This is a genomic window from Clostridium sp. CS001, assembly GCF_020443565.1.
Lineage (GTDB): Bacteria > Bacillota > Clostridia > Clostridiales > Clostridiaceae > Clostridium_AD.
Genome location: NZ_JAIZZN010000001.1, coordinates 281,721 through 300,381, shown reverse-complemented (window position 1 = coordinate 300,381; position 18,661 = coordinate 281,721). Strand labels below are relative to the sequence as shown.

Here is an 18,661-nt window from a genome sequence, read left to right as displayed (position 1 = left end):
TTCTTTTTTAAAAAATATGTTAATCGTAAATAAACCAAGATAAAATATGTTTATACAGGCAATGGTCATCAAAGGTTAACTTGTTAAGATTTACAATAGCTTCCTTTACAGCCACGTGGTAATTTGAATAATACTGATCGGTTTTATTTAAAGTGTTTTCGCAAACTGATGGATCATTAAAAACTAAGTATTTTCTGCAAACATAAGGCCTTACCTCATAAATCATACAATTGTTATTATTATCTAAAAAAGAACACCGAATATTAGAGGCTGAGTATAACTTATAATTTTCATCTGAAAATTTACCGTTAATGTTTACTAATTGTGAAAATGTGTCTTTGTTTTCATTGATTTTATTTTTAAACTCCGTGAGCTCATTTGCAGAATAGTTATCCTTCATATATTCTTTTATCAATTCATTTTCAAGTTCAGTTGATAATATTGGTAAGTAGCAACAATGATTACAACCCTGTTTGCAAGAGGTAACCTTTTGTATAGGCTTTAATGCATTATCGAGTTTTTCGTAAAGTCTTCTTAGTTTTCTTAAACCCTCGTTAAGAGATAATTTAGAATTTACATTTTCAATTCTATCTTTAATAAAATTATTTAAATTTTGTACTGCCATAATAATTTCAGTTTGATCGTAAATAACTTGTCTTCCAGTATCCTTTAATACGATTATTTCATAAAGGTGATTTTTTTTCTTGCAGCAGTCTACAAAAGGCTTATTACTTCCACATATGCATAATTGTTCATTTAGAATTACTGGTGCACCAGCATTAATTTTCATTTTAATTCTTCCCCCTTGTTTAGGTACATTAAGACAACTTAATTACTTCTCATATCAACATATATTATATTACATAATATATGTTGATGCTATAATAAATAATAAATATATTGTAGTTGACTAAGGTATATTGAGTAAATGTGTTTCTGACAATTCATAAAAACAACAGTATATTTTACAGCACAATACAAACAATACATTCATGTGGAAAAGATTTGTTATATACGGACTATTAGGTCTTTGTGCAGAAGTTTTTTGGAATGGTTTTGGAGCTATGATTAATGGGGATGTATTACTTAGAGGCACTACTTGTATCTGGATGTTTCCTATATATGGGTTTGCCATATTTCTTGAACCGGTGCATTATAGGATAAAACATCTTCCGCTTATGGTGAGGGGAGGTATATATATGGTTCTTATATTTTCAGTAGAATTAATTAGCGGACTACTGCTGAAATTTATGTTAGGTACGTGCCCATGGAATTATGTAAGCAAGGGAAGAGCAATACTGGGAATTATAACATTAGATTATGCACTAGTATGGTTTGCAGTGGGAATTGCTTTCGAAAGAATACATGATACTATAATACACATTGAAAGTAGCGTAAAGCTTAATTCTAAATGAGTATAGACTGATAATTAGCAATATAAAAACTCCAATTCATAAGCTATATGTAACAAACACACTAAACTTATAGAATGGAGTTTTTATTTGCTATTATGCTCAGGAGTTAAACCTAATAATAAGGAATTAATATTCGCCTTCAAAAGAAGTGCGTTTTCAAGGGTAAGGCCCGTAGAACAGAGAATTTCACTTGGAATTTCAATAGCCAGTTTCTTTAATTCAATACCCTTTTGAGTTAACGTAACATATACATTTCTTTCGTCAATGGTGTCTCTATTTCTTGTTACTAAATTCATGCTTTCTAATTTTTTTAGTAAAGGAGTTAAAGTACCAGAATCAAGATGTAATTTCTTGCCCATTTCTTTTACTGTTATATTATCTTTTTCCCATAACACTAATAAAGAAATGTATTGGGTATAGGTTATGTTAAGTTTATCTAAGATTGGTTTATACAATTTTGTAACTTCTCGAGAACATGCATACAAGGCAAAACATAATTGGTTATCTAATTTAAGAACTTCATCATGCAATTATAATCACTTCCTCTTTATTTTTAACAACATTTTGGAAGCTTGAATTCTACCATCTTCTATAAGTGGCAGTTGCTCATCTCAGGAAGGTTGCCTTGGCGGCAATCTAAATCGCTTCCAAAGTTGTTAATATTGCAGCATCGCAGATGATGATTAAATAATAAAATAAGCGTGAACCTAAACCATACATAAAAGATAGGCAAGTATAGGGCAGGGTTCACGCCATTATAGTTAATCAATGCAAGTCATATAGATTTAAAGCAGATTTTTAATATCTTCTTCAATGTCTAAAGGTTCAACTGTTGATTCAAATCTTTTCACAACATTTCCTTGTTTGTCTACCAAAAATTTAGTGAAGTTCCATTTAATTGAGTCACCTAACAAGTAGTCAGGGAATTTTTCTTCTAGAAATGAATATAACATTTTACTACTTATGTTACTTAAATCAAATCCGTTGAAAGGCAATTTTTCAGTTAAATATTTAAATAAAGGATGTGCATCTTTGCCTCTTACATCAATCTTTTCAGATAATGGGAAAGTTACCCCGAAGTTGATTTCACAGAACTTTTTCACTTCGATATTATTTGAAGGTTCTTGGTCAGCAAACTGGTTAGAAGGGAAACCAAGTATTTCAAAACCCTGAGAATTATATTTTTCATATAATTTTTGTAAATCTTTATATTGAGGTGTAAAACCACATTTACTTGCAGTATTCACAATTAAAACTACCTTATCCTTGTACTCTTCAAGAGTTGCATCTTCACCATCAATAGTTTTAAACTTAAAGTCATAAATTTTCATAATATAATATTCCTCCCCTGTATTTTTATTTTATATAATTAGTATCAGATTGATACAATTCAAATGCATCAATCTAAATTGCATTCAATTGATTTATGATTTAAATTTATCATATTAATCACAAACTGTCAAGTGCTTATTTTTAAATATGCCAAGATTATTTTATATAAAATAATACACCAGTTGTTATAATAGAATTATTATAACAACTGGTGCAAAGTTTTAACTTAATAAGTGATTACTGCTTCTTAAAAAGTTGGGTTTGGAATATTAATTTTATTCACCATAAAGCTTGACACATAATCAAATTCATACCACTTTTGAACCTGAGCTTTTTCACCTAAGAAGGTTGATTCAACTGGTGCGCCATTTTGAATATAAAGTTTTGGCATAGTGTTGAATAAGAATATTCCATTAGCGCCGGATTCATATGATTCAAATGCACGTAGCAAATACTGCTGAACATCTAGATACTCGTTATTGTGTACATATAAACCTTGCTTTATTAATGCTTCTTCCTGTTTTGTTAGATCATGTCCACTAATGTTTGAAGTAATACCAATATATAGTTGTACATTTGTATTTTTAACCATATCTACATAAGGGTTAACGTTAAAGAATTCTTCGTTACCAATGCTTGATGGAATTAACCTATCAAGCAAACCTTCTTTAACCCAAGTATTAATATCAAATCCATATTGTAGTGGGTTACTGTAAGGTACCCTTATGGAAATAGTTTTATTCGGTGGCATCTCGCTTCGTAAGTTTCGCAAGAACTCATTCATAATGAGTACAGTTTCTTCTTTGGATGTTTCTGGACCGAAGACTGTAGGATACCTACAAAAATCTAATGTTATGCCTCCTACATTATCTATAGAAGCAGCTTCTATAAGTACATTTTTTATATATTCCCTAACCTCAGGGTAGAGATAGTTTAATGACGGGCTTGTGGATTGAGCATATTGATTATAATCCTTATACATAGCTCCGTTTAAAAATCCGTAAATTGTTGGAAGATAAAATGTGTCCATTCTAAAGGAAGCATTGACCTTCATTCCTTTTTCGTAGCCTCTATCAGCTACAACTTCTAAGGGTGAGTTTCCAGAACTTAATATATTTGAAATTTGATATTTTGCTAACACATCACCATCTCTAAGTTGATCATCAAACTCTTCAACACCTTCAAAAGCCATGCCTGCATATTTGCTATTATAAGTAAGCATTCCTGTAGTGCCTACACACCAGTTTAATTCTCCAACATTTTTAGTAGAAAGAGCATCAACAGTTTTACTTTTGAGAGAATCAATATCAGGATATGCTCCATTAAAGAAATCAGTATACCCATCAAAATCATAAAGAACTGTTCTTTTCTTTTCATCTTGCTTTCCATATAAGGATATCTGTTCTTCTGTTAAACCCACTAATTTAATATAAGCGATTCTCGCTTTTTTAGATCCGTTTGGGAAAATTTCAATAGAACTGTCATTAAAGTTTGATATTATTGTAGATTTTTCATAAATCCATTGATCGCCATATGATTCTTTAGATTCCATAGAAATATCACCATTTATTTGTAGAGGTGAAGCACTATTTGTTTCGGCTATTTTAAAGCTTTCTGTATCTGATACATATCCTACATAAACCCTAAACCATCCATTTAGATTTATAGGCACACGAAGGGGTTGCGCATTTGCTCCATTTTCAATTATTGTCCCATTTTTGTTACTCTCATAATCTTTGTATGGATGAAGTACCCAACCAGAGTGAGCTGCATCATTTTGAGTATTTGATGTTAACTTATCTATTTGAGAATATAAATAGACTTTTCCTGGCTGAGAGCTAATAGTTTGACCTTGCTCTATGTTAACCTTAGAAATATTAAATTTTATAATTTTCGATATTTCAGCAACTGTTTTATCCACAGAAATAATTCTCACTACCAGTTCCATTTCGCCAGAGTGGGTTATATTATTAAGTGCAAAAGATATAGTTTTACTGTCTAGCTTGGCTGTATCCTCTGCTACAATTTTATTATTTTTATATAAGCTACATTTAATTAAATATAGATTATCTTTTATAAGTTTTTCATCATCTGCATTTATAGATACCGATGCACTTATATTTTGCTTAGCCTCATCAGGTATTATAGCGAGGTCTTTCATTGATAAAGATTTTACTACAGCAAAATTATCAATATATACTTTATTTATACCAGTAGCTACATCATTCATATCACTATATAAAACAACCATATCCTTAATGTCTCCACTTGCTAATTGAGGATTATAAAAGCTTGCTATATTAGATCCGTCTAATAATACTGAGATTGCATTATCTCCATCGTATTTAATAGACCACCTATGAATATTGTTATCCTTTGGCAGAGATACATTAACAGTTTGATAGGAACCTGATCCGGATGCATTATTTAATAAGTGTATCTTGATGTTGTTATCTGAGTCCTTGCTATTAAAACTTAAACGGTACCTTTTCTTATTAGCAACCACATCTAAGCCAAAGCCAGTCCAATTTTTATCATTAGCTTGGGTCTGCAAATCTTCAATCTTTGCATCAAATTCTATATTAAAAGGTCCTGCACCAATCTCTACGTTTTTAGTGATTTTTGAAATTGATTTAGGTATTGTATTATAAAACAGATACTGCCCATAAGGAGTGTGAGTAGAGTACTTTTCGTTATCATTGTAATCTGCTACAAATGATTTTTGTACATATCCAGAGCTTTTACTCCAAGCAGAATTATCTAGGCTAGTACAGTTATCATTAAAAAGAACCTTAATGTTTTCATTGTTTTCTACAAGTACGTTATTATTAATTTTAAAATTCATTTGTATAGGTTTTTGCAATTTAATATCATCATTTGAATGAATATCGGTATCAATCTTCAAAGTATAAAGTCCTCCTAAGACATATCCTTTAGTTGGTGGATTGATTAAAATAGATTTCATATCTTTTCCAAGCTGGAGTTTTGTAGGGACTGGATTACCAGAATTGTCCACTATTACTATTGATTTTTGTAACTCATCATCAAATCTAAGCTCTTTATTAAACTGGATATTCCATACCTTATTGGAAGCGACTACTTCATTATTTATTGGCTCAAATGCATATGTATTATGCGTAGGTAATAATAAAATACAAATTGATAATAAAATAAATATAGTTTTTATTAATTTTTTCATGGCTTATAACCCCCGTATGTACTTTCTTTTATGTTCCTTAGTATTTTAACATAATTTTCATTATTATATAACAAGTTTGGAATAAACTTAATTATATATATTTTTTATATAATTATATTTTATTTTAAAAACCCAATAAACATAAGTATTGTATTAAACTTTAGTATATGCTAAAATAGTAAAAAGATAGAAGTTATTAATGAATAATTAATATATACAAAGAATAAAATCATAAATAGAATATTGAGGAGGAGATAGCAATGAACAATCAAGAATTAATGATTATAAAACAAGCAATTATAAACGAGATTGAGGGATATGAGTTTTACAATATGGCATCAAATAAAGCTAATTCTAGTGAAGTTAAAAACGCATTTTTAGAATTAGCGGAGGAAGAAATGCAGCATGTAAATTGGTTAAAGGATTTGTTTAATAAAGTTAAAGATAATAACATTGATAATTTTCAATTGGCATTAATTTCAGAGCCCACTTCTCCTGCGATTTTTAAATGGGAGAATATTGATAGAAAAGATGCAGCTATTGCAGTATCAGCTTTTGGTATAGGAATACAAATGGAAAAGGCTTCTATAGAATATTATGAAAAAGCTGCTAAGGAAACAGATTTAAAGCAGGCAAAAGAGCTTTATAACATTCTGATTAAGTGGGAAAAGGTTCATTTGGATAAGTTTTCATCACAGTATGAAGAGTTGAAAGAAGATTGGTGGTCAGATCAAGGATATGCTCCATTTTAAATAAGTATTTGTATATTTAAAATCTTTATTTGTAGGATTATAATTTTAATATTGCAGCACCGCAGGTGATGATTTAATAAGGCAAATATGGCTAATATCCATATTTGCCTTATTTTTTTTATAATGAAATATAAAAAGTGTGGCATTTAAAGATAGTTATTTAACAATAATAAAACCACTACCCAAATTGCTGGGCGGTGGTTTTTATGGGGGTTAGAAACAATCAAATAATTTATAATTAGTATGGTTAAGTTACTACAATATATACTATGGAAAGTTTGAGAAAAGGTTACTATATTTTAAAAAACTTATAAGAAATAAATAAATATAAATTCTAAGTAATGCTGCTATGTATAATAATATTACATGGAGAGAAAATAAAGATGGTAATTATAATATAAAAACTGAAGGAGGGAAATAATATGCAAAAGGAGTGTGGTTTTATGGAAAATAAAATAGATGATTTTATAAGCCAGGGATATAAGATATTGGCATTTGAACGTGATATTGATAAGGTTACCGGTGAAGAAACAGGAAAAATAGAAATAAAGGCATTAGATGGGCATAGGCGTTATATTACCTTTGATGATAATGCAGCAGATGAAGTAGAAAGGGTATTGTTTGAATATTTAAGAAACAAAGAGGAAGAATAGCTATGTTGTGGTACCAATAAAGCTAAAATGGTATTGTGTAACATATATTAATGCAAATAAAGTAAATATGATGTCCTCATTTAAGAAAGTACATCATATTTACTTTTATTATGCGCAAAACTAAAAAAAAAGTGGTGTAATTGTTATAGATATATTGTAAAATAGATTTTGTTTGCTTATGCAAAATTATGTGTATTAATATATTTGGACAAACTGTTTGAGGCAATAATTGCCTTTGCAGTTAAACTAAGGTGAAATAGATTACTTAATTTTAAGCCTAAGTTATAGGAGGGATTTTTATATGAAAAAAGTTGCGGTTATCTTTAATGGAGGGACAATCTCTATGACGGTTGATCCAAGAATAAAAGCTGCGGTTCCAACACTAAGCGGTGAAGAAATAATGTCTATGGTTACAGGTATTGAAAATTATGCAGAAATAGAATCATATACTTTTTCAAGTTTACCAGGGCCTCATGTGACGCCAGAACTAATGATGGAGTTATCTAAATATGTACAAAGTTTCCTTGATAGAGAGGATATATGTGGGGTTGTAGTAACCCATGGGACTGATTCCCTTGAGGAAACAGCATATCTGCTACATCTAACAATAGATAACCCGAAACCTGTAATTGTTACGGGCTCAATGAGAAACAGTTCGGAGCTTGGTTATGATGGCCCGGCAAATTTATCAGCCTCTATTTGCAGTGCTATTTCTGAAGAGGCACGTAATAGAGGAGTACTTGTGTGTCTAAATGATGAACTTAACTGTGCTGCTGAGGTTACTAAATCACATTCTATGCATCTAAATACTTTTCAGAGCCCGGAGTTTGGACCAATAGGTATCATAGATAACAATGAAGTGATATTTTACAGAGACAGTTTAAAAAAAGAGCATATAATGACGGAAAAAATAGAAACTAGGGTAGACTTAATAAAGGCATGTGCTGGAATGAATTCAAAGCTTATTGATTTTTGCGTGCAAGAAGGTGCAAAAGGACTTGTAATTGAAGCCATGGGAAGGGGAAATATTCCACCTGAGATGGCTGAGGGAATAAAAGTAGCTATACAAAAGGGTGTGGCGGTAGTTATGGTATCTAGATGTTTCAAAGGCAGAGTATTAGATTCCTACGGATACCCAGGTGGTGGTAAGGAACTTAGAAATGCTGGTGTTATTTTTGGAGATAGTTTACCAGGTCAAAAGGCTAGGATTAAGCTTATGCTTGCACTGGGAAAAACAACAAATATAGAGCAAATTGAGGGTATGTTTGAAAGTGGACTTTACAAAAGCCGAATTGAGAAGAAAAATTAACTTAAAACATTCGCAATGGTATTGACGTAATGATATTTTTTTGGTATTATGTTTGTATTAAAACAAAATATCCACTACATCTCATATAGTTCTGATAATATGGTTCAGAAGTTTCTACCGAATACCAAAAATATTCGACTATGAGAATCTTTGGGGCCATTTAGCATGTTTACATTTAAATGACCACTAAGGTTTCTCATGAGCCTTAGTGGTTTTATTTTGAAGTGCAAACATAGGAGGAAGACTAAATGGAATATTTCAAGTTAAAAGAAAATGGTAGTGACGTGCGAAAAGAAGTTATTGGAGGTATAACCACTTTCTTAACAATGGCTTACATAATTGCAGTTAATGCAAACATACTAGGTGATCCTGGCGTGGGTATGTCCGCACCGGCAGTAGTAACAGTAACTTGCCTAACAGCGGGTTTAACAACAATTTTTATGGGGTTATATGCTAATATTCCCTTCGCTTTAGCATCTGGAATGGGATTAAATGCATTCTTTGCTTATACAGTAGTAATAAAGATGCAAGTTCCATGGCAGGTAGCATTAGCAGCAGTATTTGTAGAAGGAATTATATTTATTATATTATCATTAACCAGTGTTAGGGAAGCGGTAGTTAATGCTATACCAACAACTTTAAAATTAGCAGTTACTGCAGGTATTGGACTTTTTATAGCATTTATTGGATTTGTTGATGCTGGTATTGTTGTTACTGATACAGCAACAAAAGTAGCTATGGGTAGCTTTACAACGCCTACAGTATTAATAACTGTTGTTGGAGTGGTTGTAATAGTAGTTTTATCTAAGAAAAAAATTAAAGGCGCTATATTATGGGGAATAGTTGCAAGTACTTTGTTAGCATGGATATTTGCAATAATATCACCAGAAGCGGCAGCAACTTATAGAATAGCTACACCAAAAGGTATTTTTAAATTTGAATCAATAGCACCAATTGCATTTAAACTAGATTTTTCGTACTTAACTGATGCAAGTAGGATATTAGAGTTTTTTGTAATAGTATTAACGTTTTTATTTGTTGACTTTTTCGATACTGTAGGGACTTTAGTAGGAGTTGCTTCAAAGGTTGGACTGGTTGATAAAAATGGTAATGTGAAAAATGCTGGGCGTGCACTATTGGTAGATTCAATTGGTACTACGGTAGGAGCTATACTTGGTACTTCAACTGTAACTACTTTTGTGGAAAGTTCAGCGGGATTTGCAGAAGGAGCTAGGACTGGACTTGCATCTGTTGTAACGGGAATTCTATTTTTAATGGCAATGTTCTTTTCACCTTTGTTTGTTGCAATACCAGCTTGTGCAACTGCACCTGCTTTGATAGTTGTAGGATTTTTTATGATGGAGAACATAGTTAAAATAGATTTTAGCGATTTCACAGAGGGAGTTCCTGCTTTTTTAACTATTGCATTAATGCCTTTAACTTATAGTATTGGAGACGGATTAACTATGGGAATTCTTTCTTATGCAGTGTTAAACTTCGTAAACAATATATTTACTAAAGAACCTAGTGAAAGAAAGAAAGTTTCAGGAGTAATTTATATTTTGGCTGTATTATTTATTATAAAATTAATTGCCACTGGTTCGAAATAGTAATAAGGATATTAGAAAAATACTAGAGCATGAAGCTTTTCATGCTCTAGTATTTTTTATCAACAATAAATAAAGTAAACGTTAATGACATATAAGTAAAAGTTCTGTAACAAAGCTAGTATCACCGGAATAACATAATAAAAAAAATGTATAAAGGGTGATACTATGAAAATAAATAATAGACTATCAAATATTGGCGAATATCATTTTAAAAAGATTAATGATATAAAAAATGAAGTGCTTCTTACCGGTAAAAAAATTATTGATCTAAGTATAGGGGATCCAGATTTAGGAGTCCATTCAAAAGTTACAGATGCATTGATAGAAGGATTAAAAGATGATAGATACAACAATTACCCACCTTACGATGGCATAATTGAACTAAAAAAAGCGGTTATAAGATACTACAATCAGGTTTATTCTGTAAGTTTAAATTTGGATGAAGTAATAATTCTTATAGGTTCAAAAGAAGGAATAAGTAATGTAATTCCAGCAGTATGTGATATTGGAGATTGCGTAATAGTGCCTGAACCAGCATATCCTGTTTATAATATTTGTTCAAAGCTTTGGGGTTGTGTTCCTTACACAGTACCATTAAAGCTAAAGGATAAATATTTACTAAATACTGATGAAATACCTTGCGAAATCGTAAGTAAATGTAAACTTATTTTTATGAACTATCCCAATAATCCAACTGGTGCCACTGCTACCGCTGAGTTTTACAAGGCTATTATAAAGTTTTCTTATGATAATAATATTGTTTTATGTAACGATTCAGCATATAATGAAATAATTGAAGTAGATAAAGATGCTATTAGTCTTATGCAATATGATACAAAAAGGCAATGTGTGGAATTTGGAACTTTATCTAAGACTTACAATATGACAGGGTATAGAATAGGGTATGCTGTAGGTAACGCTAAAGTAATAAATGCCATTTTAAAGATTAAGAGTAATTGTGATTCTGGTCAATTTGTTCCATTGCAAAAGGCTGCTATTGCTGCATTAAATTTAGAACGTGATTATGTTAATAATATAAGAAACATATATGATGAAAGACGAAAGGTAGCTAAAGATATTCTATTAGAAAAAAATATTAGCTTTTTTGATGCTAAGGGTAGTTTTTATTTGTGGTGCAAAACACCTAAGAACTATACAACTGATGAATTTTGTGAAGAGTTGCTACTAAGCCATGGCATTTTGGTTACACCTGGAAGTGCTTTTGGTAAGCTTGGATATGATTATTTCCGTATAGCACTTACAAAAGACTGGTTTATTATTGAAGCAGCCTTGAAGTCTTTAAAAAAATTTGGTGATTAATATTATTATTGGTATAATATAAACTATATAGGAAATATTTTATGATAAGTGTGAAGTATTTTTTAATATATAAAATTACGGTTTAACAGCGATTTTAATATATAATCGCAATAAAACTAAGGAATTTTAATTTTACCTTGAAAGTAAGGTAATAATATATGTATAATTATAAAGATTCATTGTGAACATGGGAAGGATGCGTTGTTATGATTAGGAGTATGACAGGATTTGGTAGCGGGAGCTATGAAAAGGATGGTAAAAGCTTTACCATTGAAATTAAAAGTGTTAATCATAGGTATTTCGAAACTAATATAAGAATGCCTAGAGTATTAATATCTTTTGAGGATAAAATCAGAAAGGTAATTAGTGAAAAAGTAAAACGAGGTAAGCTTGATGTATTTGTAACTCAAGGAAATTATGATAAGGAAGATGTTGAAGCTTATTTAAATGAAAAGTTAGCGGAGAGTTATATGAATTGCTTGCAAACTTTAAAAGATAAATATGATATTAAAGATGATATATCTCTTGCTCAAATATCTAGATTACCAGAAGTATTAACGCTTAAGCAAAAGGAAGAAGATGTTTCAGAAACCTTTGAGCATATTGAGCAATCATTAATGAAAGCCCTTGAAGCTCTCCTTTTTATGAGAGAAAAAGAAGGCGAAAAGCTGTTAGAGGATGTTATAAGCAAATGTGATTTAATCCAAGGGCTAGTTGACAGGGTCAGGGAAAGATCACCCTTTGTTGTTTGTGAGTATAAAGAAAAACTAATACAAAGACTAAATACGCTACACAAAGATGTTGATTTTGATGAGAATAGGGTGGCTATGGAGGTTGCAATTTTTGCGGATAAAGCTGGCATTGACGAGGAAATTGTAAGACTAAATAGCCATATTGTGCAAATGAAAGAGACTTTAATTCTAGATGAACCTATTGGCAGAAAACTTGATTTTATTATTCAAGAAATGAATAGAGAAACTAACACTATAGCTTCCAAAGCAAATGATTTAGAAATTTTAAATACGGTAATTAATATGAAAAGTGAAATAGAAAAGATTAGAGAACAAATACAAAACATAGAATAAACGGAGGTAAGTGATGAGTATAAAATTGATAAACATAGGTTTTGGAAACATTGTTTCAGCAAATAGGCTAGTAGCTATAGTTAGCCCTGAATCAGCTCCAATTAAAAGAATAATTCAAGAAGCAAGAGATAGAGGTATGCTTATTGATGCAACTTATGGAAGAAGAACTAGGGCAGTTATTATCACTGATAGTGACCATGTTATTCTATCAGCGGTTCAACCTGAAACTGTTGCTCATAGGTTATCTGCTAAAGATGATGAACGAATAGATGAGGTTGAGGAATAATGAGGGGTAGAGGTCAGCTTATTGTTATTTCAGGGCCTTCTGGTGCTGGAAAGGGGACTGTCTGCAATGAGCTTTTGCAAAAGAACGATTTTTGGATTTCAGTTTCTGCTACTACAAGAAGTCCAAGAAATGGAGAGGTAGAAGGAGAAAGTTACCACTTCATAACTAGAGAAAAGTTCTTAGAAGGAATTGCATCAGATGATTTTCTTGAATATGCGCAGGTTTACGGAAATTATTATGGGACACCTAAATCCGAGGTTTTAAAAGTGTTAGATGGTGGCAGAGATGTAATACTTGAAATAGATATTCAAGGTGCCCTTAAGGTGAAAAAGGCTTATCCCAAGGGTTTATTTATTTTTATTCTTCCGCCATCTATGGAGGAATTAAAGAATAGAATTACAAATAGGGGCAGTGAAACACCAGAGTCCCTAATTACTAGATTTACATCCGCTCATAAAGAAATTAGCTTTGTATCAAAATATGATTATGCAGTGGTAAATGACACTGTATCTAATGCCTGTCAAAAAATTCAAAGCATTATAATTGCAGAAAGATGTAGAGTAGGTAGAATGAATGCAGATTTTCTAAAGGAGGAAATAAGTAATGAATAATTCAATGATTAGCCCATCAATAGTAGATTTATTAAAAAAGGTAGACAACAGGTATTCTTTAGTTGTAGCAACCTCAAAAAGAGCAAGACAAATAATAGAGGGTCAAAGCCCACTTGTACATGTGGATTCCACTAAGCCTGTTACTATAGCTATACATGAAATTCAAGAAGGAGCCATTGTTGCTATTACAACAAAAGAAGGAATAAAGTAATATGGAAAATAAAAAAACGGTAGTTATTGGTGTTTCAGGTGGGATAGCAGCATATAAATCCTTAGATATCATTAGTAGGTTAAGAAAAGAAAATGTTTGCGTACATGTCATCATGACTAAATCTGCAATGGAGTTTGTAAATCCTATAAGCTTTCAATCCCTCAGTCAAAACATGGTAGTACATGATATGTTTGAGGAGCCTAAAGCGTGGGAGATACAACATATATCTCTTGCTAAAAAAGCAGATTTACTTATTGTTGTTCCAGCAACGGCTAATATAATTGGCAAAGTTGCAAATGGCATCGCTGATGATATACTTACTACTACTATTATGGCAACCAAGGCACCAGTAATTTTTGCCCCGGCTATGAATGTTAATATGTACAATAACCTGGTAGTACAGGATAATATTAAAAAGCTTAAGTCCTTTGGCTATGATTTTATTTCTCCAACATCGGGTAGACTTGCTTGTGGAGATATAGGCGAAGGTAAATTAGCACAAACTGAAGAAATTTTTGAAGTAATTATGAGTAATTTATATGATTTAAAAGATATGAAGGGTACTAAGGTTTTAGTTACAGCAGGTCCTACCATTGCACCTATTGATCCAGTAAGATTTATAACAAATAGATCTTCTGGAAAAATGGGATATGCAATTGCCAAAGAAGCCAGAGACAGAGGGGCAGTTGTAACTTTAATATCTGGTCCATGTAATCAGCCCACTCCCTTTGGAGTAAATTTTATAAGGATAAATACTAATGAAGAGATGAGAGAGGCTGTATTAAATAATTATGAAGATAGTGACATAGTTATAAAATCGGCGGCTGTAGCAGACTATAAGCCCAAACTATACTCTAGTATTAAAATCAAAAAGGGTGAAGGCGGATTAAACTTAGAACTAATAAGAGATAATGACATTTTGAAAGAATTAGGATTACATAAAAAGAAACAAATATTAGTTGGCTTTGCTGCTGAAAGTAATGATTTACTGCAAAATGCGAAAGAAAAGCTTCTAAAAAAGAACTTAGACTATATTGTTGCTAATGATATAACAGGAACAGATATTGGTTTTGCAAGTGAAGAAAACAAAGTTACTATCCTAAGCAAAGATAACGATCCAATAGCAATAGATAAAATGCCCAAAAAACAAGTTGCTAGGGAATTGTTTAATTTAATAAATAAAAAGCGCTAATGCGCTTTTTTATATTATAGAATGTTTAAAAAAAAAGGGTGATTAAGTGTATCAGTATGCTGGAGTTGTGGTTAATAACGATTCGGTTCAAGTGGATAAGATTTTCACATATAAAATACCTGTTGATTTAATGGGAAAAATTAATTTAGGATTTAGAGTTAAGGTGCCATTCGGCATGGGAAATAAGACTTTAGATGCTTTTGTGTTGGAACTTTATATGCAGTGTGATAATGTGAATAAAATTAAGGATATCAAAAGTGTTTGTGATGAAATGCCTTTGCTTAAAATAACTGATATTGAACTTATTAAAGTTATGAAAAAAAAATATCTTTGTACATATTTAGAATGCATTAAAGTTATTATTCCAAGGGGTATAACAAAAGGGATAAGAAGCAAAACTATGCAGGTACTAACTGTAGGCAAGGAACTAGAGGGCAAGTTTTTAAGTGAGCCTTATAAAAATATTTACGAATTAGTACAAATGAATAGTATGAAACACAACAAAAGCGATTTTAGTAAAAACTTTAATAAATCATTATCATCAATTAATACATTGATTAAATATGGATTCTTAGCTACAGAAGAAATTGTAATTAATAGATATAACGAAAATACATATTCAAGATATGAAGAAAAGGTGTTAAATATTAGGCAACAGCAATCGGTTGATTTAATAATAAATTCAGAGAAGAAAAAGTTTTTAATGCATGGAGTTACTGGTAGTGGAAAGACTGAAATATATATGAATTTGGTTAGTTATATGTTAAAACAAAATAAACAGTCTATAATACTTATACCAGAGATTTCTTTAACACCTCAAATGGTGGAGAGGTTCAAAGGGAGATTTGGGCGTAATATAGCTGTTTTCCATAGTAAGCTATCGGATGGAGAACGTTTTGACGAATGGATGAGAGTAAAACTTGGGAATGTTAACATTGCTATTGGGGCAAGATCAGCTATCTTTTTGCCTTTTGAAAATCTAGGACTTATTGTTATAGATGAGGAGCATGAAGCAAGTTATAAATCTGATAGTGATCCTAAATTTGATGCTCGTGAAATAGCTTACATGAAATGTGAACTAGAAAATTGTAAATTATTATTAGGCTCAGCAACACCTTCTATTGAAAGCTATTATAAAGCTACTAAAAACGAGTTGGAATTAATTACCATAAGCGAGAGAGCAGATGGTGCGGCTATGCCAAAAGTGGAAATTGTCGACATGCGTGAAGAACTTATGAATAACAATCGTTCAATATTTAGTAAGTCACTACATGAAGGGATTACACAGGCTCTAGAGAAAAAAGAGCAGATTATATTATTTTTAAATAGAAGAGGATTTTCAACCTTCGTCTCCTGTAGAAAATGTGGTTATGTTTTTAAATGCAAAAAATGCGATATTTCGTTAACCTACCATAATGTAGGCGAATACTTAACTTGCCATTACTGTGGAGAAAAGGAGAAAATAAGTAAAACATGTCCTAGTTGTGGGAGTAGCTATGTGAAGTACTTTGGAGTGGGAACTGAAAAAATTGAACAAGAAATTAATAGGATTTTTCCAAGTGCAAGAACACTGAGAATGGATTTTGATACAACTCGGAAAAAAAATTCTTATGAATATATATATAACACCTTTAAAATGAGGCAAGCAGATATTTTAATTGGAACTCAAATGGTTGCTAAAGGATTGGATTTTGAAAATGTTACTTTAGTAGGCGTTATTGCAGCAGATTTATCATTAAATTTGCCTGATTTTAGGGCCTTTGAACGGACATTTCAACTGATTACTCAAGTTTCAGGAAGATCAGGTAGAGGCAAAAAAGAAGGAAATGTAGTTATTCAAACTTATAATGCTGATGATTGTACCCTTCAATATGCAGCAAATAATGACTATGATAGTTTTTATAAAAATGAAATTAATATGAGAAAAACAATGGATTACCCTCCCTTTACAAGTATTCTGGTTATAACCATGAGCTCTGAAGATGAAAATTTGTTAATAAAAAGTATACAAAATGTTGGTATAAACTTAAAATATAAGATCCAAAATGATGATAAAATTACATTGTTAGGTCCTTGTCCTTGTGGTATTTCTAAAATTAAGAACTTCTACAGGTGGCAAATTATCATCAAGGGTAGTATTGAGGAGCTTTTAGCAGAAAAAATAAAGAATTTAGTTTATGAACTAGTTAAAAATGTTTATAATAGTATTAGGGTTAGCATAGATATTAACCCAAGTAGCATGAGTTAGAATAAGGAGGGGTTTTTATGGCTATAAGAAATATTAGAACCTATGGAGACGACATCTTAAGAAAAAAGAGCAAAGTGGTAGATGAGATTAACCCTAGGGTTTTATTACTAATAAAAGATATGACAGAAACAATGTATCATTCTAAAGGTGTAGGTCTTGCTGCACCACAAGTTGGCATTTTAAAACGAATAGCAGTTGTCGATGTTGGTAACGGGCCTATAACAATTATTAATCCGCAAATAGTAGATATGCAAGGCTCACAGGTGACTAATGAAGGCTGCTTAAGTGTGCCTGGTGCACAGAAAAGTGTAGATAGACCTTTAAAAGTTACGGTTAAAGCATTAAACGAAAACGGAGAAGAGACAGTAATTGTAGGGGAAGGACTTCTTGCAAGAGCCCTGTGCCATGAAATTGACCATTTAGATGGAGTGCTTTTTATAGATAAAGCATTAGAGGATGAGGAGGAGTAATATGAAATTAATTTTTATGGGAACACCAGAATTTTCTGTGCCTCCATTGCAAAGACTTATAAATGATTTTGAAGTTTCTGCTGTTTTTACTCAGCCTGATAGGCCAAAAGGAAGAGGTAAGAATTTAGCGGCATCACCTGTTAAGCAGTTAGCACAGAGTTATAATATACCAGTATATCAGCCATTGAAACTTAAAAAAAATGAGGAAATGATAGAAATAATTAAAGGGTTAAAACCAGATTTTATAGTTGTAGTAGCCTTTGGTCAGATCCTACCTAAAGAAATTTTAGATATACCAAAATACGGATGTATAAATCTGCATGCATCTTTATTACCCCAATATAGAGGTGCAGCTCCTATAAATTGGTGTATAATAGAAGGCGAAAGTAAAAGTGGTAATACAACAATGCTTATGGATGTTGGGCTTGATACAGGAGATATGCTTTTGACAGAAGAAATTGAGTTGCCAAGTGCTATGACAGCTGGAGAATTACATGATATTCTTATGAATAGTGGTGGGGAACTTTTAGTTAAAACAATAAATGGTATAGTAAATAATGACATAAAACCGGTTAAGCAAAATGATGATCAAAGCTCATATGCATCAATGCTAGGTAAGGAAATGGCAAACATAAATTGGAAGTGTAGCAATGTTAATATTCATAACTTCATAAGAGGATTAAATCCGTGGCCAATTGCATATACTCACTATAAAGATACTGTTATGAAGATATATAAATCAAAAGTTTTAAATGAAGAGTCCAGTAAGGAAATTGGAACTATTATAGGGGTTTCAAAAGAAGGATTAAAGGTGTCTACAGGAAATGGAGTTTTGCTTGTGGAAGAGATACAATTCCCAGGTAAAAAAACTATAAAAGTAAGGGATTATATAGTAGGAAATAGTATTGATGAAGGCGTAGTTTTAAAATAAAACTTGTTTTTAAGTAAGACTGATTATTATTATATAA

General features: G+C 31.5%; 18 protein-coding genes and 1 riboswitch. Of the genes, 14 read left to right on the top strand and 4 right to left on the bottom strand.

Annotation, left to right across the window (positions count from 1 at the left end):
* Positions 1-19: 19 nt before the first annotated feature.
* Positions 20-790: a YkgJ family cysteine cluster protein gene (locus LGK97_RS01420; protein WP_226257945.1), complete on the bottom strand. Its 771-nt coding sequence runs from the start codon at positions 788-790 to the stop codon at positions 20-22.
* A gap of 202 nt (positions 791-992) precedes the next feature.
* On the opposite strand from LGK97_RS01420, the gene LGK97_RS01415 reads away from it, so the two are divergent.
* The gene (locus LGK97_RS01415) at positions 993-1,415 is read left to right on the top strand and encodes a putative ABC transporter permease (protein ID WP_226257944.1); all 423 of its coding nucleotides are present in this window, start codon (positions 993-995) and stop codon (positions 1,413-1,415) included.
* 83 nt (positions 1,416-1,498) lie between these two features.
* Here LGK97_RS01415 and LGK97_RS01410 read toward each other — a convergent pair whose 3' ends face one another.
* The 3 genes from LGK97_RS01410 to LGK97_RS01400 all read right to left on the bottom strand — a co-directional run bounded on the left by LGK97_RS01410 (position 1,499) and on the right by LGK97_RS01400 (position 5,946).
* Positions 1,499-1,945 carry a MarR family winged helix-turn-helix transcriptional regulator gene (locus LGK97_RS01410; protein ID WP_226257943.1) on the bottom strand — a complete coding sequence of 149 codons (447 nt, stop codon included), beginning with the start codon at positions 1,943-1,945 and terminating at the stop codon, positions 1,499-1,501.
* A 255-nt stretch (positions 1,946-2,200) separates the two neighbouring features.
* Positions 2,201-2,746 (bottom strand): glutathione peroxidase, encoded by a 546-nt coding sequence (locus tag LGK97_RS01405; protein ID WP_226257942.1) that lies wholly within the window; start codon positions 2,744-2,746, stop codon positions 2,201-2,203.
* 248 nt (positions 2,747-2,994) lie between these two features.
* Entirely contained in the window at positions 2,995-5,946 is a 2,952-nt protein-coding gene (locus LGK97_RS01400; RefSeq protein ID WP_226257941.1) for a hypothetical protein, read from the bottom strand.
* Between the two features lie 260 nt (positions 5,947-6,206).
* On the opposite strand from LGK97_RS01400, the gene LGK97_RS01395 reads away from it, so the two are divergent.
* The 13 genes from LGK97_RS01395 to fmt all read left to right on the top strand — a co-directional run bounded on the left by LGK97_RS01395 (position 6,207) and on the right by fmt (position 18,624).
* Positions 6,207-6,698, top strand: a complete 492-nt coding sequence (locus tag LGK97_RS01395) for a ferritin family protein (protein ID WP_226257940.1) — start codon at positions 6,207-6,209, stop codon at positions 6,696-6,698.
* Between the two features lie 422 nt (positions 6,699-7,120).
* Positions 7,121-7,351, top strand: coding sequence for a hypothetical protein (locus LGK97_RS01390; RefSeq protein WP_226257939.1), 231 nt, complete (start codon positions 7,121-7,123; stop codon positions 7,349-7,351).
* A 301-nt stretch (positions 7,352-7,652) separates the two neighbouring features.
* Complete coding sequence (locus LGK97_RS01385) at positions 7,653-8,660, top strand: asparaginase (RefSeq protein WP_226257938.1); 1,008 nt, start codon at positions 7,653-7,655, stop codon at positions 8,658-8,660.
* Positions 8,661-8,721: 61 nt separating this feature from the next.
* Positions 8,722-8,821: riboswitch (purine riboswitch) on the top strand.
* An 87-nt stretch (positions 8,822-8,908) separates the two neighbouring features.
* Positions 8,909-10,270: an NCS2 family permease gene (locus tag LGK97_RS01380; protein ID WP_226257937.1), complete on the top strand. Its 1,362-nt coding sequence runs from the start codon at positions 8,909-8,911 to the stop codon at positions 10,268-10,270.
* A gap of 165 nt (positions 10,271-10,435) precedes the next feature.
* A complete protein-coding gene (locus LGK97_RS01375; RefSeq protein WP_226257936.1) occupies positions 10,436-11,590 on the top strand; it encodes an aminotransferase class I/II-fold pyridoxal phosphate-dependent enzyme in 1,155 nt (384 codons plus the stop codon).
* Positions 11,591-11,796: 206 nt separating this feature from the next.
* Positions 11,797-12,675: a YicC/YloC family endoribonuclease gene (locus LGK97_RS01370; protein ID WP_226257935.1), complete on the top strand. Its 879-nt coding sequence runs from the start codon at positions 11,797-11,799 to the stop codon at positions 12,673-12,675.
* A gap of 13 nt (positions 12,676-12,688) precedes the next feature.
* The gene (gene remA, locus LGK97_RS01365; protein WP_226257934.1) at positions 12,689-12,961 is read left to right on the top strand and encodes an extracellular matrix/biofilm regulator RemA; all 273 of its coding nucleotides are present in this window, start codon (positions 12,689-12,691) and stop codon (positions 12,959-12,961) included.
* Complete coding sequence (gene gmk, locus LGK97_RS01360; RefSeq protein WP_226257933.1) at positions 12,961-13,572, top strand: guanylate kinase; 612 nt, start codon at positions 12,961-12,963, stop codon at positions 13,570-13,572. The genes remA and gmk overlap by 1 nt, the downstream gene beginning before the upstream one ends.
* Positions 13,565-13,783 (top strand): DNA-directed RNA polymerase subunit omega, encoded by a 219-nt coding sequence (gene rpoZ / locus LGK97_RS01355; RefSeq protein ID WP_226257932.1) that lies wholly within the window; start codon positions 13,565-13,567, stop codon positions 13,781-13,783. The genes gmk and rpoZ overlap by 8 nt, the downstream gene beginning before the upstream one ends.
* 1 nt (position 13,784) lies before the next feature.
* Complete coding sequence (gene coaBC / locus LGK97_RS01350) at positions 13,785-14,975, top strand: bifunctional phosphopantothenoylcysteine decarboxylase/phosphopantothenate--cysteine ligase CoaBC (protein WP_226257931.1); 1,191 nt, start codon at positions 13,785-13,787, stop codon at positions 14,973-14,975.
* Positions 14,976-15,021: 46 nt separating this feature from the next.
* Positions 15,022-17,223 carry a primosomal protein N' gene (gene priA, locus LGK97_RS01345; protein ID WP_226257930.1) on the top strand — a complete coding sequence of 734 codons (2,202 nt, stop codon included), beginning with the start codon at positions 15,022-15,024 and terminating at the stop codon, positions 17,221-17,223.
* A 17-nt stretch (positions 17,224-17,240) separates the two neighbouring features.
* Complete coding sequence (gene def / locus LGK97_RS01340) at positions 17,241-17,693, top strand: peptide deformylase (protein WP_226257929.1); 453 nt, start codon at positions 17,241-17,243, stop codon at positions 17,691-17,693.
* A gap of 1 nt (position 17,694) precedes the next feature.
* Complete coding sequence (gene fmt / locus LGK97_RS01335) at positions 17,695-18,624, top strand: methionyl-tRNA formyltransferase (RefSeq protein WP_226257928.1); 930 nt, start codon at positions 17,695-17,697, stop codon at positions 18,622-18,624.
* Positions 18,625-18,661 lie beyond the last annotated feature (37 nt).

Excerpts from the sequence above, each read along its gene's own strand:
- def (WP_226257929.1), top strand. The coding sequence starts at position 17,241 with ATGGCTATAAGAAATATTAGAACCTATGGAGACGACATCTTAAGAAAA.
- LGK97_RS01405 (WP_226257942.1), bottom strand. The coding sequence starts at position 2,746 with ATGAAAATTTATGACTTTAAGTTTAAAACTATTGATGGTGAAGATGCA.
- LGK97_RS01385 (WP_226257938.1), top strand. The coding sequence starts at position 7,653 with ATGAAAAAAGTTGCGGTTATCTTTAATGGAGGGACAATCTCTATGACG.
- LGK97_RS01420 (WP_226257945.1), bottom strand. The coding sequence starts at position 790 with ATGAAAATTAATGCTGGTGCACCAGTAATTCTAAATGAACAATTATGC.
- LGK97_RS01400 (WP_226257941.1), bottom strand. The coding sequence starts at position 5,946 with ATGAAAAAATTAATAAAAACTATATTTATTTTATTATCAATTTGTATT.
- coaBC (WP_226257931.1), top strand. The coding sequence starts at position 13,785 with ATGGAAAATAAAAAAACGGTAGTTATTGGTGTTTCAGGTGGGATAGCA.
- LGK97_RS01415 (WP_226257944.1), top strand. The coding sequence starts at position 993 with ATGTGGAAAAGATTTGTTATATACGGACTATTAGGTCTTTGTGCAGAA.
- LGK97_RS01375 (WP_226257936.1), top strand. The coding sequence starts at position 10,436 with ATGAAAATAAATAATAGACTATCAAATATTGGCGAATATCATTTTAAA.
- LGK97_RS01370 (WP_226257935.1), top strand. The coding sequence starts at position 11,797 with ATGATTAGGAGTATGACAGGATTTGGTAGCGGGAGCTATGAAAAGGAT.
- LGK97_RS01380 (WP_226257937.1), top strand. The coding sequence starts at position 8,909 with ATGGAATATTTCAAGTTAAAAGAAAATGGTAGTGACGTGCGAAAAGAA.
- LGK97_RS01390 (WP_226257939.1), top strand. The coding sequence starts at position 7,121 with ATGCAAAAGGAGTGTGGTTTTATGGAAAATAAAATAGATGATTTTATA.
- LGK97_RS01395 (WP_226257940.1), top strand. The coding sequence starts at position 6,207 with ATGAACAATCAAGAATTAATGATTATAAAACAAGCAATTATAAACGAG.
- gmk (WP_226257933.1), top strand. The coding sequence starts at position 12,961 with ATGAGGGGTAGAGGTCAGCTTATTGTTATTTCAGGGCCTTCTGGTGCT.
- rpoZ (WP_226257932.1), top strand. The coding sequence starts at position 13,565 with ATGAATAATTCAATGATTAGCCCATCAATAGTAGATTTATTAAAAAAG.
- fmt (WP_226257928.1), top strand. The coding sequence starts at position 17,695 with ATGAAATTAATTTTTATGGGAACACCAGAATTTTCTGTGCCTCCATTG.
- remA (WP_226257934.1), top strand. The coding sequence starts at position 12,689 with ATGAGTATAAAATTGATAAACATAGGTTTTGGAAACATTGTTTCAGCA.